This is a genomic window from Curtobacterium sp. MCLR17_059, from assembly GCF_003234665.1.
Lineage (GTDB): Bacteria > Actinomycetota > Actinomycetes > Actinomycetales > Microbacteriaceae > Curtobacterium > Curtobacterium flaccumfaciens.
Window position 1 is genome coordinate 228,420 of sequence record NZ_QKSU01000004.1, and the last position, 13,178, is coordinate 241,597.

The following is a 13,178-nucleotide window of genomic DNA, read 5'->3' on the forward strand; positions in this document are numbered from 1 at the left end:
GCGCGTGGTCCGTCAGCAGGTCAGACGAGGGACCACTCCACCAGGCGGGGGTCGTCGAGGGTGACCTCGTGCACCGCGCCCGTGACCGCGACGGTGGCGCGCTCCGTGGCGGTGCCGGGGACGGGGTGTCGGACCGGCCCGTCGCCCGAGGCGACGATCCCACCCGCTGCCACCGGGCCTCCCGGCCGGGACGCCGCCGCGTGCGACGCGACCCAGACCTGCACGTCGCCGGGCTCGACGACCTTGCGCATCCGACGGTCGGTGAACGCGAAGCGTTGCACCGGGACGCGGAAGCGGACCCGCGCGGACTCCCCCGCGGCGAGCGCGACCCGCGCGTACCCGAGGAGCTGCACCTCGGGCCTGGTGACGCTGCCGTGCACGTCGTGCCCGTAGAGCTGCACGACGTCCTCGCCGGCACGGGACCCGGTGTTCCGGACCGTCACCGACGCGGTGAAGACGCCGTCGGATCGGACGTCCGGGTCGACGACGAGCTCCTCGTAGGCGAAGTCGGTGTAGCCGAGGCCGAAGCCGAACGGCCGCACCGGCGTCGAGTCGGCGGCCGTGACGTCGGACGGACCGCCGAGCCGCGGGTGCAGGTACGTGAACGGCTGCGCGCCGGCGGACCGGGGCAGGGACAGTGGCAGCCGGCCCGAGGGCGAGGCCGCGCCGGTCAGCAGGTCGGCGATCGCCAGCCCGCCGCCCTCGCCCGGGAAGAACGCCTGCACGACCGCGGCCGGACGCGGTTGGTCGCCGTCGAGCGCCCAGCCGATCGCGTACGGCCGGCCGGTCAGCAGCACCATCACCGTGGGGGTGCCGGTCGCGACGACGGCCTCGACCAGCTCGCGCTGCACGCCGGGCAGGTCGAGCGACTCGGTGTCGTTGCCCTCGCCGACCGTGCCGCGGCCGAAGAGTCCGGCCTGGTCGCCGACGACGACCACCGCGACGTCCGAGGCGGCGGCCACGGCGACCGCGTCGGCGAAGCCGGCCCGGTCGTCGCCCGTGACGCCGCAGCCCGCGGCGAAGCGGACCGCCGACGGGCCGAGGGCCCGGGCGACGGCTTCGCGGACGGTGGGGATCGCGAAGCCGAGCGGCAGGTCGGGGTGCGAGGCGAGCACGTGGTTGGCGAACGAGTAGCAGCCCTGCAGGGCCTCGGCGCGGTCGGCGTTCGGGCCGATGACCGCGACGGAGGCCTCCGGTGCGAGCGGGAGGACGGGGGTGGTGCCGTCGACGGTGGCGCTGCCGCTGTCGGCGGTGCCGCTGTCGTTCGACAGCAGCACGAGCGACTTCGCCGCCAGTTGGCGTGCGAGTGCCTGGTGCAGCGGGGTGTCGAGGTCGATCCCGGTGGGGGCGTCCTCGGCGAACGCGTCCGGTTCGAGCAGGCCGAGCCGCTCCTTCTGCCGGAGCACCCGGAGCACGGCACGGTCGACGAGTGCCTCGTCCACCTGCCCGCTGCGGACCCGCTCGACCAGCGGCGCGAGGTACGCGTCACCGGTCGGGAGCTCGACGTCGATGCCGGCCTCGAGCGCCAGCGCCGCGGCCTCGCCACGGTCGGCGGCGATGCCGTGCATGACCTCGAGGAACGCCACCGAGAAGTAGTCCGCGACGACCGTGCCGTCGAAGCCGAGCCGGTCGCGGAGCAGGTCGGTGAGCAGCTCGCCACTCGCCGCGACGGGCACGCCGTCGATCTCGGCGTACGAGTTCATGACGCTCCGAGCGCCGCCGTCGCGCAGCGCCATCTCGAACGGCGGCAGGTAGACGTCGGCGACCTCGCGGGCCCCGGCGTGCACGGGGGCGTGGTTCCGCCCCGCCTGCGACGCCGAGTAGCCGAGGAAGTGCTTCAGCGTCGCGTCGACCCCGGCGGACTGCAGGCCACGCACGTACGCGGTGCCGACCGTGCCGACCAGGTAGGGGTCCTCGGCGATGCACTCGTCGACCCGCCCCCAACGCGGGTCGCGGATCACGTCGAGCACCGGTGCGAGCCCCTGGTGGACGCCGAGCTGGCGCATGGACGCACCGATCGCGGCGCCGACCTGCTCGACGAGTTCCGGGTCGAACGACGCGCCCCACGCCAGCGGGGTCGGGAACGTCGCGGCCTTCCACGCGGCGAGGCCGGTCAGGCACTCCTCGTGGACGAGCGCCGGGATCCCGAGCCGGGTCTCGCGCTGCAGGCGGCGCTGTTCGGCCCAGAGCCAGGCAGCACGTTCGTCGGGTTCGACGGGGCGGGTGCCGTAGACGCGGGTGAACTGCCCGATGCCGTCGCGGGTGATGTCCGCCAGGGTGCTGCCCTGCTGCACGGCCGCCATCTCGCCCTGCATGGGGGCGACGACGCCGTTCTGGTCGAGCCAGTAGCCGACGAGCTGGGCGACCTTCTCGTCGAGGGTCATCACGGCGAGCAGGGCGTCGGCGCGGGGTCCGGCGGTGGTCGCGGTCGCGTCGGTCGCCGTCGCCGTCGCGGTCGCGTCCGTCGCGGCTGCGTCCGTCGCGGTCGTCGCGTCCGTCGTGCTGTCGGCCTGGAGGCGCGGATCGCGTCCGGCGGTCCGCGTCGCGTCGGTCGCGGTCACCCCTTCACCGCCCCGGTCAGGCCGCCGACGATGCGGCGCTGGAAGATCGTGAAGAACACGAGCGCCGGGATCATCGACATCGAGGTGAACGCGAGCACCTTGGCGGTGTCGACGGAGTACTGCGACGAGAACGACTGGACCCCGAGCGGCAGCGTGTACGCGGCCTCGTTGTTCAGGATGAACAGCGGCAGGATGTAGCTGTTCCAGCTGGCGATGAACGCCAGGATGCCGACCGTGACGACGCCGGGCAGCGACAGCGGCACGACCATCCGGAAGAAGAACCCGAGACGGCTCGCTCCGTCGATCGACGCCGCCTCCTCGAGCTCGTCGGGGATCGCCCGCAGGAACGGCACCAGGATGATGACGGTGGTCGGCAGCGCGAACGCGATCTGCGGCAGGATCACGCCGGCCAGGCTGTTCGTCAGACCGAGGTCCTTGACGAGCAGGTACAGCGGGGTGATCGCGACGGTGATCGGGAACATCAGACCAGCAGCGAACAGGGCGTACAGCGCCCCGCGGCCGGCGAACCGGTAGCGGGCGAGCACGAAGCTCACCATCAGCCCGAGCACGACGACCCCGAGGGTGGTCGTGACGGCGCTGATCGTGGAGTTGCCGAGCTGCTGCCAGAAGATGCCGCTGGACAGCACGGACCCGTAGTTGCCGAACTCGAACGGTGCCGGCAGCCCGGCGGGGCTCGTGGTGATCTGCGAGTTGGTCCGGAAGCCGCCCAGCACGATGTACAGCACGGGTGCCAGGTTGGCGGCGACGAACAGGATCGCGACGACGTAGGTCAGCGGGTTCGCGCGTCCGATCGCGGCACTGGACCGGCGCTCCCGCACGGCCCGGCGCCCGGGGGCGACGATGCTCGTGGTGGCCATCAGTTCTTCCTCTCGGTGAGTGCACCCGCGGTGTCGCGGCGGAGCACGAAGCGCTGGTAGATCAGGGCGACCACGAGCGAGATCACGAACATCACGACCGCGACGGCGCTGCCGAAGCCGAAGTTGCCCGAGGTCCGGCCGTTGGCGACCATGTACGTCGCCATCGTCGAGGTGCCCGCGGTCGACGCGATGTACTGCCCCCAGATGATGTAGACGAGGTCGAACAGCTGCAGCGAGCCGATGATCGACAGGAACGCCCAGATGCGGATCGTCGGACCGAGCAGCGGCAGCGTGATGCGCCGCTGGATCTGCCAGTAGCCGGCGCCGTCGATGGCGGCGGCCTCGAACAGTTCCTCGGGGATGCTCTGCAGGCCGGCGAGGAACAGGATCACCGCGAAGCCGATGTACTTCCACGAGATGATCACGAGCAGCGTCCAGATGGCGATGTCGGGGTTCGACAGCCAGTCCGCACGGAGTCCGCCCAGGCCGATGCTCTGGAACAGGTCGTTCACGGCGCCGTTCGACTGGAGCATCAGGCTCCACCCGGTGCCGACGATCACCTCGGAGATGACGTACGGCACGAAGACGAGCACGCGGACGAGCCCGCGGCCGTGCATCTTCTGGTTGAGCAGCAGCGCGAGCACGATCGCGATCGGCCCCTGCAGCACCAGCGAGAGCACGACGATGAAGCCGTTGTGCATCAGGACCGCGTGGAACGCCTTGTCCTGGAAGATGATCAGGTAGTTCTGCAGCCCGACGAAGTCGGTGGGTGGGCCGTAGCCCTGCCACTTGAAGAACCCGTAGTAGGCGGCGAGCGCCACGGGCAGGATCACGAACGTGACGAAGACGATGACCGCGGGTCCGGCGAGGACCGCGATCTCGACGCGCTTCCGCCAGTCCGCGATGCGGCGCTTGGTCCGCCGACCGGCGGGGAGCGGCGAACCGCTCCCCGCTGGGGACGTCCCCGCGGCCGTGTCCGACCCGGTGGTCGGAGTCGTACCGAGCGAGGTGTCGAGGGTCATGCTCAGCCCTTGGCCGCAGCCTGGTTGGTGGTCTCGACGATGTCCTTCGCGCTGCCCTTGTCGGCGAGCAGGTCGACGACGCTGGTGTTCAGCGCGTTGCCGACGTTCTGGCCGTACAGGGTGTCGAGGTACTGCGAGACGAACGGGGCCTCCTGGTAGGCGGCCAGGGCCGACTTCAGGTAGTCCGAGTCGACGACCGACTGGGCCTCCTTGTTGACCGGGATGGCGTTGAAGGCCTTGTAGTAGGCCTCCTGGTTGTCCTTCTGCACGATGAAGTTCAGGAAGTCGGTGCACGCCTTCTTCGGGGCCTGTGCCGAGCAGGAGTTGCCGTCGACACCACCCATCATCGACTTCGGGTCACCCTTGCCACCGTCGATCGCGGGGAACGGGAACCAGCCGAGGTCGGGCAGCGGCTTGGCGTCCGGCGTCAGCGACGCGATCACGCCCGGGTCCCACGCGCCCATGAGCTCCATGGCGGCCTTGTGGTTGGCGAGGAGACCGGCCGAGCTGCCGGCGCCCTGCTGTGCGGCGGTGGTCAGGAAGCCGTTGTTGAAGGGCTTGGTGGCGTTGAAGTCCTCGAGCTGCTCGCCGGCCTTCGTCCAGCAGGCGTTGTCGAACTTCAGCGACTTCGCCGTGTCCTCGAGGGTCTTCTGGCTGCACTCGCGGAGCGCGAAGTTGTAGTACCAGTGGGCGGCCGGCCACGCGTCCTTCGCGCCGACGGCGACCGGGTCGATGTCCTTGGCCTTGAGCTTCGTGATCGCGTCGTTCAGCTCGTCCATGGTCGTGGGCGTGCCCTCGATGCCGGCTTCCTTGAACAGGTCCTTCGAGTACCAGATGCCCTCGGGGAGCACCGCGCCCGGCATGGCGTAGGTCTTGCCGTCCTTCTCGTACCCGGCGAACGTGCCCGCGCTGATGGACTTCTTCGCGTCGGCGCTGATGGAGTCGGAGATGTCCATGAGCTGCCCGGCAGCGATCATCGCGTCCATCTTGCCGCCGCCGCGCTGCAGGAACACGTCGGGGGCGTCGCCGGAGTTGAGGGCGGTCTGGAGCTTGCCGTCCAGGTCCTCGTTCTGGATCGCCTGGGTCTTGATGGTGACGTTCGGGTACTTCTCCTCGAACGCCTTGACCGTCGAGGCCCAGTAGGCCTTGCCCGGTCCGGTGGTCGAGTTGTGCCAGAAGGTCATCGTGACCTTCCCGCCGTCCTCGGAGGCATCGCTGCCCGCCGAGCACCCACTGGCCACCAGTGCTGTGGCCCCGATCAGCGCGATGGCTGCCGCGGCACGGATCTTCCTCGTCATCGTGGAACTCCTGAAGTGTCGTCGTTGACATGCGCGACATCGACTGCCGCTGCGGAGAGCATGCCTGCTGCTCCAGGTCCATGTCAATCGATATCGATAACGTTTTCTTTACCGTTCGCATGGTGCCGCAGCGGTACGGTGTGCACATGGACTCGGCACTCGGCGCGCGTCCCGGTGCCGGCCGGGTGACGATCGGCGACGTGGCGCGGGTGGCCGGGGTCTCGATCCCGACGGTGTCCAAGGTGATCAACCAGCGGGACGGGGTCGCACCCGCCACGATGCTCCGCGTGCAGCAGGTGGTCGACGACCTGGGGTACGAGACGTCGCTGGTCGCCCGGAGCCTGCGGAGTTCGCGGACCGGGGTCGTCGGCATCCTGGTGCCCGAGTTCGAGCCGTTCTCGACCGAGCTGCTCCGCGGCATCTCGCGGGCGGCCACCGGCACCGGCTACGAGCTCCTCGCCTACGCCGGCCTGATGACCGGCGCCGACCGACCCGGGTGGGAGCGCCGGTCGCTGTCCCGCCTGTCCGGCACCCTGATCGACGGCGCGATCGTCGTCACCCCGACCACGGCACTGTCGAGCTCGTCGATCCCCGTCGTGGCGATCGACCCGCACACCGGGCCGGAGGGGCACGCCACCGTCGACGCGGACAACGAGGCCGGCGCGGTGCAGGCCGTCGAACACCTGCTGTCCCTCGGGCACACCCGCATCGCGCACCTGCAGGGACGCGCGGACCTGGCCTCCGCCCAGCTGCGCGCGGCCGGGTACCGCTCGGCCCTGACCGCCGCGGGCATCACGGTCGACGAGTGCCTGCTGCGTGACGGCGGCTACCAGGAGGACCAGTCCGCGGCCGTCGCCCGCGAGCTCCTGACCCTCGCCGACCGCCCCACCGCGGTGTTCGCCGCGAACGACTCGTCGGCGATCGGTGTGCTCCGCGCCGCGGCCGAGGTCGGGCTCCGCGTCCCCCAGGACCTGTCCGTCGTGGGCTTCGACGACGTGCCGCAAGCGTCCACCACGACCCCGCCGCTCACCACGGTGTCGCAGCCGCTCGCCGAACTCGGGTCGCACGCCGTGCAGATGCTCCTGACGATGCTCCGTGGCGAACCGACCACGGACCACGTCCGGCTCCCCACGACCCTGCGGGTTCGGGCAAGCACGGGCCCCGCGCCGAGGCCGACGCCCGGCCGCTGAGCACCCGCCGCCGTCAGCGGCGCAGGGTCTGCTTCGGGTACTCGCCGAACCGGGCCGCGTAGGCCGCCGAGAACCGGCCGAGGTGGGCGAACCCCCAGCGGCGGGCAACGTCGCCGACGACCCCGGCCTGCGGGTCGAGCTCGAGCAGTTCGCCGCGCACCCGATCGAGCCGGACCTCGCGCAGGTAGGTCAGCGGCGACACGTCGAAGACCCGGCGGAACGACTCCTGGACCGACCGCACGCTCAGGCCGGCGACCTCGGACAGCTCCTGGACCGTGACCGGCTCGGCAGCGTGCGCGTGGATGTACTCCACCGCTGCCCGCAGCCGGGCGTTCCGGGGCAGGCCGAGCACCGCGGGCAGGTCGTCGGCCTGCGGCGGGAAGGTGTCCAGGAACGCGGTGGCCGCCGACCGCTTGGCCTCGTGCCAAGCGTCCGAGTCGGGGCCCTCGGCGCGCAAGGCGCGGGACAGCGCCACGAGCGCCCCCTGCCAGCGCTCGGCGGTCTCCGGTTCCGGCATGCGGGTCGGGTCGAACCGCAGCGGTGCCGCTTCGACCTCCAGGTGCTCGAACGCGACGCGGTGCACGTACTCCCGCCCGAAGTGCACCAGCCGCTGGTCATGGTCCTCGGCCGTGAACACGAAGTCGTCCTCGGGGGGCAGGAGCACGGGGACGTCCCGGCGCAACTCCATCCGGACGCGCCCGGAGTCCAGGTGCGCGGTCCCGCTGGTGATCCACGTCACCACGTAGTCGGCACCGACGGGCACCGAGCCGCGCACGGCACCGCGGAGCTGCGAACGCCGGATGCTCACGTCGGAGTCCCCGACGGCCGTGTACCGGTACGAGAAGTCCTCGTCGATGCGCCGGACGGACCACCGATCGGCGCCGTGGACGGCGGCGAGGTCGCGCTCGGCGGCGTCAGGGTCCCCGCCGGAGACCTCGAAACGGACCGGTTCCCCGGCGGGTGCAGCGGACTGTGGACTCGGGACGGGGTCAGCCACGGTGCCCCGCTCCCGATGCCGTCACCCGCACCGTTCCACGCTCCGCGTTATGTGGATACGCTGGTGCGGTGACTGCGGCGTATCGTGACCCGGACGAGACCCGTGCAGAGGGGACGTTGTCGTGAGCGATGTCGACCTGAACGCGGCGCTGACCAGGCTCGAGGCCGCTGTCTCCGAACTGCGCGGTCGACTGCGCGACGAGCTCGGCGTCTCCGGCGGCGACCTGACGCTGCTGCAGTTCGTCTCGCGCGCCGAGGAAGCGGGTCGGACGGTGCGCGTGAAGGACCTGTCGAAGCACCTGGGACTCACCGGCCCGGCGGTCACCGGCATGGTGGACCGCCTCGAGCACAGCGGACACCTCAGCCGTGTCCCGAACCCCGACGACGGCCGCAGCCGGTACATCGAGCTGACCGATGCTGCCCGCCGCGACTACGCGCGCGCGATGGACGGCACGAACAAGCACCTGCACGACCTGATGGCCTCCTTCTCGGAACGGGAGCGGGCCAGGTTCGTGCGGATCATCGACCGCATCGTCGCAGCCGTCGATCTCGGCGCACCGAGCCCCTGACGGCAGGGTACGGGCGGTCAGGACGGCGCTCGGACGAATGTCCAGCATGCGCAGCTAGGTAAGTTCTCTACCTATCTCCGCATGCCGGACACCCGTCACCCCTTGACGGCTCCGGAGGTCAGACCGGACACGATCGAGCGGCGGAACACCAGCACCAGGATGACGATCGGCACCGTCGCAGCGACGCTCGCGGCGAAGATCTGCGCGAACGGCACCGTGAACTGCGTCCCGAAGAGCGCGATGCCGACCGGGATCGTCCGGAACGAGTTCTCGCTGTTGAACGTCAAGGCCATCAGGAACTCGCTCCACGAGGCCGTGAAGGTGAAGACGCCGACCGTGAACAGGCCCGGCTTCGCCATCGGCAGGATCACCGACAGCACGGTCCGCCAGGCCCCGGCGCCGTCGATCTCGGACGCCTCCTCGATCGTCGACGGGATCCCCTGCAGGTAGTTCCGCATGATCCAGATGGCGAACGGCAGGTTGAACGCCACGTACGGCACGATCAGACCCGGGTACGAGTTGAGCAGCCCGAGGTTGCGCTCGAGCAGGTACAGCGGCGTCAGCACCGCGATCGCCGGGAACACCGACAGCATGAGCAGCGAGGTCATGATCGCCGTCCGCCCCCGGATGAACCGGCCGGCCAGGGCGTACCCGGCGAGGAACGCCAGCGCGAGCACGATCACCGTGGTCGACACCGACACGATGACGCTGTTCACCATGTACTGGCCGAGCGCGTTGTCGCGGAAGGCCACCACGAAGTTGTCGAAGGTGAACGACTGCGGCCAGACGGTGGGCGGCGACTGCCCGATCTCGGACGCCGGCTTGAGCGACGTCGTGACGAGCCAGTAGAGCGGCAGCGCGGTGAGCACCGCGATGACGACACCGCTGACGTTGACGGTGTTGACCCACTTGCGCCAACCCTTGCGCACACGTTGACGGGGCATCAGTCGTCCCCTCCCTTCGCCTGGTTCCGGAACGCCCGGAGGAACAGCAGACACCCGGCCGCGACGATGACCGCGGTGGAAGTCGCGATCGCCGCGCCCGGTCCGATGTTGATGTCCTGGAAGAGCACCTTGTAGCCCATGATCGCGAGCGACTGGGTGGCGGTGCCCGGGCCGCCGTTCGTCAGCACGAACGGCAGGTCGAAGACCCCGAACGCCTGCAGGATGCGGAACAGCACCGCGATCGTCAGGGTCGGGGTGAGCTGCGGCAGCACCACGCGCCAGAACGTCTGCCAGGTGCTCGCACCGTCGAGCTCGGCGGCCTCGTAGTGGTCCTCGGAGATCTGCACGAGGCCGGCGAGCAGGATGATCGCGACGAACGGCGTCGTCTTCCAGATGTCCGCGACCATCAGCCCGGTGATCGCGGGCACCGGTTCGCCGAGGATCACCGGAGCGTCCCCGAACAACCCGAAGAACCACGTCGCGACGCCGTAGGTGCTGTCGTAGATGTACTTCCACAGCTGCGCGTTGACGATGGTCACGAGCGACCACGGGATGAGCATGAGCGCGAGCATCCAGCCGCGGGTGGCCCCGAGCCGCTCGAGCACCAGCGCGACGAGCATGCCGAGCACGAGCTCGACCGACACCGTCACCACCGTGTAGAGCACCGTGAAGCCCAGCGCCCGGTACCAGTCGGCGCTCTGCAGCAGGGCCGCGTAGTTGTCGAACCCGAACGACTGGATCGTGAAGGCCTCGTAGCCGACCTCGACGTCCGCGAAGCTCAGCACGACCGAGTACACGACCGGGAAGATCGTCACCGCCGCGACCACCAGGAGCGCCGGGGCCGCGAAGCCCCACGCGCCCCGCGAGCGGATGCGGTCGAGACGCGACCGCCCCGAAGGCCGGGGCGGCGGATCGACGCGACCCGTGCCTCCAGGCCGTGCCGGTCGTGTCGCCGTGCCGGCGCTCACAGCGCTGCTCCCTGCAGGGCGAGCGAGATGGCGGAGGCCATCGCGCTGGTGCCACCGTCGACGGACGCTTGCCCGCCGAGGATGCTGTTGCCGTTCTGGTAGACGCCCTGCGAGACCTTCGGGTAGTAGGCCGTCGAGGTCGGGCGGGGCACGAGCGTGATGCCCGCCGCCGTGTCGTAGGTCGGGCGCTCCTGCCGCTTCGCGTCCGCACTGACGAGGCTCGCCGACCGGGCCGGCAGGACCCCGCCCTCGCGGGTCAGGAACTGCTGCGCGGTCTCACTCGACATCCAGCGCGCGAAGGTCAGTGCCGCCGCGGGCTCCTGGGTGTGCGGGTTGATGTAGTTCCCCCACCCGCCGATCGTCGAGTGGTGCTCGTCCATGCCGTCGAACGTCGGCCGGGCGGCGAGCCCCACCTTGCCGGCGACCTGGCTGTCCGGGCCGTTCGCGATCCCCCACGCGTACGACCAGTTGCGGAGGAAGGCCGCGCGGCCGCCGGAGAAGGCGTCGTTGGTGTCCTGCTCCTGGTACGTCAGGGTGGCCCGTGGCGATGCCCCCGACGTGACCAGCGAGCGCATGAACTCGAACGCGCGCTTGGTCTCGGAACTCGTCGTCTCGGGCTTCGTGAGGTCGTCGTTGAGCAGCGACCCACCCGCGTCGGCGACGAACTCGGTGACGTTGCAGGTCAGTCCCTCGTACACGTCGCCCTGGAACGCGAACCCGTACGACACGTCGCCGGTGTCGACGAGCTTCGCGGCGGTCTCGCGCACTTCCTCCCACGACCCCGGCACCTGCAGGGAGTGCTTCGCGAGCAGGTCCTTCCGGTACAGGAAGAACGACTCGTCGATGTAGAGCGGGAACATGTAGTACGTGCCGTCGACACTCGCCGCCAGCCGCAGGCCCTCGGGGAACTGGTCGAAGAAGGCCTCGCCGACGAGCTGGTTCACGGGGGTCGCGAGCTTGTTCTTCGCGAACTGCCCGGGCCAGGCGACGTCACCCAGGTAGACGTCCGGCGTGCTGCTGCCGGCCGCGATCTGGGTCGTCAGGCTGGTGCGGTTCGTGTCGGTGTCGCTCGGGGCACTGACGATCCGGACGCGGATGTTCGGGTGCTCCTTCTGGAACTCCGCGATGAGCCGGCGGCGCAGGTCACCGCCGTCCTTCGAGGCGACCTGGCCGGCCCACCAGCTGATCGTCGCCTCGCCCTCGGGCGGTTCGGTGGGCCAGTCCTCGACCCGCGTGCGCTCGGGTCGGGTGGAGCAGCCGGCGAGCAGCAGCACCCCCGCTCCCCCGAGCATGAACGTCCTCCGGTCGATTGCCATCCGTCCTCCTCGACGTGTGGTGCTGCGAACCTGTGCATCCACACAACCAGGCGGAGCCTGGTCTGTCCGCCAGGCGGCGGGGCGCCTGCGCGGTCGCTGTCGCGAAAGCGACACCCTGCCGCGGAACGTCCGCAGGGATCTGTCGGTTTCGCGGGTGGGGGCGTGGGACCGCGGGGCGGCGGCCTGGAGGCGCGTGGCGGGGCCGCCCCGCGCCTCCAGGCCGGCAGGGGGTCGCGAAAGCGACAGAACCCGCGCGGCCGAACCCGTCAGTCCCCGCGAAAGCGACAGTGTGCCGCGAACCGTTGGCGGAGATCTGTCGCTTTCGCAGATGGGGCCGACCCGCGCCTCCAGGCCGGCAGGGGGTCAGGCGGGGGCGGGGGCCGTCGACTCGGCGATCCGCAGCGTGCACGGCAGCAGGAAGTGCGGCAGGTCCTCGGAGGTGCCATCGAGCTGCTCGATGAGGGCGTCGGCCGCCCGCACACCGAGCTCCGGGCCGGGAGCGACCATCGTCGACAGCCGCGGGTAGTGCTGGTCGGCGTTCGCCTCGGACGACGCGATACTGAGCACCGAGACGTCCTCGGGGACCCGCCGCCCGGCGGTGTAGAGCCCGACCAGGACGCCGGCGGACGAGTCGTCCTTCATCACGAGCACGGCGGTGACGTCGGGGTCCGCCGCGAGCAGGTCGCTCGTGGCCTGCCGCCCGCCGTCACTCCCGGGCCCCGCCGTGACGATCGTCCCGGTCAGTCCGCGCTCGTCCATCGCGTGCCGGAACGTCGACTCGACGCGCAGGTGCGGTGCGTAGCCGGCCATCGGGGTGCCCTCGAGGTCCTCGAGGACGAGCCCGAACCGCCGGTGCCCGAGGGTTTGGAGGTGGTCGAGGCTGTCCTCGATCGTCGTCTCGAAGTCGATGTCGACGAAGGGCAGCCCGCTGCTGTCGCGGGTCCGGCCGATCAGGGTGAACGGCACGTCGAGGTCGGTGAGGACGGCGACGCGAGGGTCGTCCATCCGCACCTCCATCAGGATGACGCCGTCCACGAGCCCGCCGGACACGAGGTCGTCGAGGTCGTCTCCCGCGGGGTCCACGGGCCAGAGCACGAGGTGGTACCCCCGCTCTGACGCACGCTCCGCCGCGCTCATGAAGAACTGCGAGGTGGTCGGGCTGAAGCGGTTGCCGGTGGTCGGGAACAGCAGTGCGATGATCCGAGTCCGCCGGCTCGCGAGCGCACGGGCGACGACGTTGCCGCGGAACTTCAGCTCGCGCATCGCGGTCCGCACCCGCGCCGTGGTTCCGGGGGTCACGTACTTCGTCCCGTTCACCACGAAGGACACGGTGGCGATCGAGACCCCCGCCCGATCGGCGACCTGCTGCATCGTGGCCATGCCGCCGATCCTAGCGCTCGTCAAGTCAGAAAAGCGCTTTACAGGTGAAGCGCTTA

The 13,178-nt window shown here is 70.5% G+C and carries 11 protein-coding genes; 2 read left to right on the forward strand and 9 right to left on the reverse strand.

Translation table 11 applies throughout. The annotated features are described in order from the left end of the window. Nucleotides 1-20 precede the first annotated feature (20 nt). The 4 genes from DEJ12_RS08310 to DEJ12_RS08325 are packed head-to-tail and all read right to left on the reverse strand — an operon-like array spanning nt 21 to nt 5,759. Nucleotides 21-2,561: a glycoside hydrolase family 3 N-terminal domain-containing protein gene (locus DEJ12_RS08310; protein WP_220034805.1), complete on the reverse strand. Its 2,541-nt coding sequence runs from the start codon at nt 2,559-2,561 to the stop codon at nt 21-23. Beyond that, nucleotides 2,558-3,439 (reverse strand): carbohydrate ABC transporter permease, encoded by an 882-nt coding sequence (locus DEJ12_RS08315; protein ID WP_017886791.1) that lies wholly within the window; start codon nt 3,437-3,439, stop codon nt 2,558-2,560. The genes DEJ12_RS08310 and DEJ12_RS08315 overlap by 4 nt, the downstream gene beginning before the upstream one ends. Next, the gene (locus tag DEJ12_RS08320; protein ID WP_027464452.1) at nt 3,439-4,461 is read right to left on the reverse strand and encodes a carbohydrate ABC transporter permease; all 1,023 of its coding nucleotides are present in this window, start codon (nt 4,459-4,461) and stop codon (nt 3,439-3,441) included. Before DEJ12_RS08320 ends, DEJ12_RS08315 begins: the two co-directional genes overlap by 1 nt. Before the next feature lie 2 nt (nt 4,462-4,463). Next, entirely contained in the window at nt 4,464-5,759 is a 1,296-nt protein-coding gene (locus DEJ12_RS08325) for an ABC transporter substrate-binding protein (protein ID WP_071405208.1), read from the reverse strand. 146 nt (nt 5,760-5,905) lie between these two features. Here DEJ12_RS08325 and DEJ12_RS08330 point away from each other — a divergent pair, with 146 nt between their 5' ends. Continuing rightward, nucleotides 5,906-6,949, forward strand: coding sequence for a LacI family DNA-binding transcriptional regulator (locus tag DEJ12_RS08330; RefSeq protein WP_181433144.1), 1,044 nt, complete (start codon nt 5,906-5,908; stop codon nt 6,947-6,949). A gap of 13 nt (nt 6,950-6,962) precedes the next feature. Here DEJ12_RS08330 and DEJ12_RS08335 read toward each other — a convergent pair whose 3' ends face one another. Next, complete coding sequence (locus DEJ12_RS08335) at nt 6,963-7,946, reverse strand: helix-turn-helix domain-containing protein (RefSeq protein ID WP_111029628.1); 984 nt, start codon at nt 7,944-7,946, stop codon at nt 6,963-6,965. A gap of 121 nt (nt 7,947-8,067) precedes the next feature. Between DEJ12_RS08335 and DEJ12_RS08340 the strand changes: the two genes are divergently transcribed. Continuing rightward, on the forward strand, nt 8,068-8,514 hold the full coding sequence (locus DEJ12_RS08340) for a MarR family winged helix-turn-helix transcriptional regulator (protein ID WP_111029629.1): 447 nt from the start codon (nt 8,068-8,070) through the stop codon (nt 8,512-8,514). 95 nt (nt 8,515-8,609) lie between these two features. On the opposite strand, the gene DEJ12_RS08345 is transcribed toward DEJ12_RS08340, so the two are convergent. The 4 genes from DEJ12_RS08345 to DEJ12_RS08360 all read right to left on the reverse strand — a co-directional run bounded on the left by DEJ12_RS08345 (nt 8,610) and on the right by DEJ12_RS08360 (nt 13,122). Then, entirely contained in the window at nt 8,610-9,458 is an 849-nt protein-coding gene (locus DEJ12_RS08345; protein ID WP_027464448.1) for a carbohydrate ABC transporter permease, read from the reverse strand. Then, nucleotides 9,458-10,426 carry a carbohydrate ABC transporter permease gene (locus DEJ12_RS08350; protein WP_181433145.1) on the reverse strand — a complete coding sequence of 323 codons (969 nt, stop codon included), beginning with the start codon at nt 10,424-10,426 and terminating at the stop codon, nt 9,458-9,460. The genes DEJ12_RS08345 and DEJ12_RS08350 overlap by 1 nt, the downstream gene beginning before the upstream one ends. Then, nucleotides 10,423-11,742, reverse strand: coding sequence for an ABC transporter substrate-binding protein (locus DEJ12_RS08355; RefSeq protein ID WP_111029630.1), 1,320 nt, complete (start codon nt 11,740-11,742; stop codon nt 10,423-10,425). The genes DEJ12_RS08350 and DEJ12_RS08355 overlap by 4 nt, the downstream gene beginning before the upstream one ends. 363 nt (nt 11,743-12,105) lie before the next feature. Next, nucleotides 12,106-13,122, reverse strand: coding sequence for a LacI family DNA-binding transcriptional regulator (locus DEJ12_RS08360; RefSeq protein ID WP_181433146.1), 1,017 nt, complete (start codon nt 13,120-13,122; stop codon nt 12,106-12,108). Between the last annotated feature and the right edge of the window lie 56 nt (nt 13,123-13,178).

Bases quoted from the DNA above. Each gene is read 5' to 3' on its own strand.
- DEJ12_RS08320 (WP_027464452.1), bottom strand. From the start codon at position 4,461: ATGACCCTCGACACCTCGCTCGGTACGACTCCGACCACCGGGTCGGAC.
- DEJ12_RS08360 (WP_181433146.1), bottom strand. From the start codon at position 13,122: ATGGCCACGATGCAGCAGGTCGCCGATCGGGCGGGGGTCTCGATCGCC.
- DEJ12_RS08345 (WP_027464448.1), bottom strand. From the start codon at position 9,458: ATGCCCCGTCAACGTGTGCGCAAGGGTTGGCGCAAGTGGGTCAACACC.
- DEJ12_RS08325 (WP_071405208.1), bottom strand. From the start codon at position 5,759: ATGACGAGGAAGATCCGTGCCGCGGCAGCCATCGCGCTGATCGGGGCC.
- DEJ12_RS08315 (WP_017886791.1), bottom strand. From the start codon at position 3,439: ATGGCCACCACGAGCATCGTCGCCCCCGGGCGCCGGGCCGTGCGGGAG.
- DEJ12_RS08355 (WP_111029630.1), bottom strand. From the start codon at position 11,742: ATGGCAATCGACCGGAGGACGTTCATGCTCGGGGGAGCGGGGGTGCTG.
- DEJ12_RS08330 (WP_181433144.1), top strand. From the start codon at position 5,906: ATGGACTCGGCACTCGGCGCGCGTCCCGGTGCCGGCCGGGTGACGATC.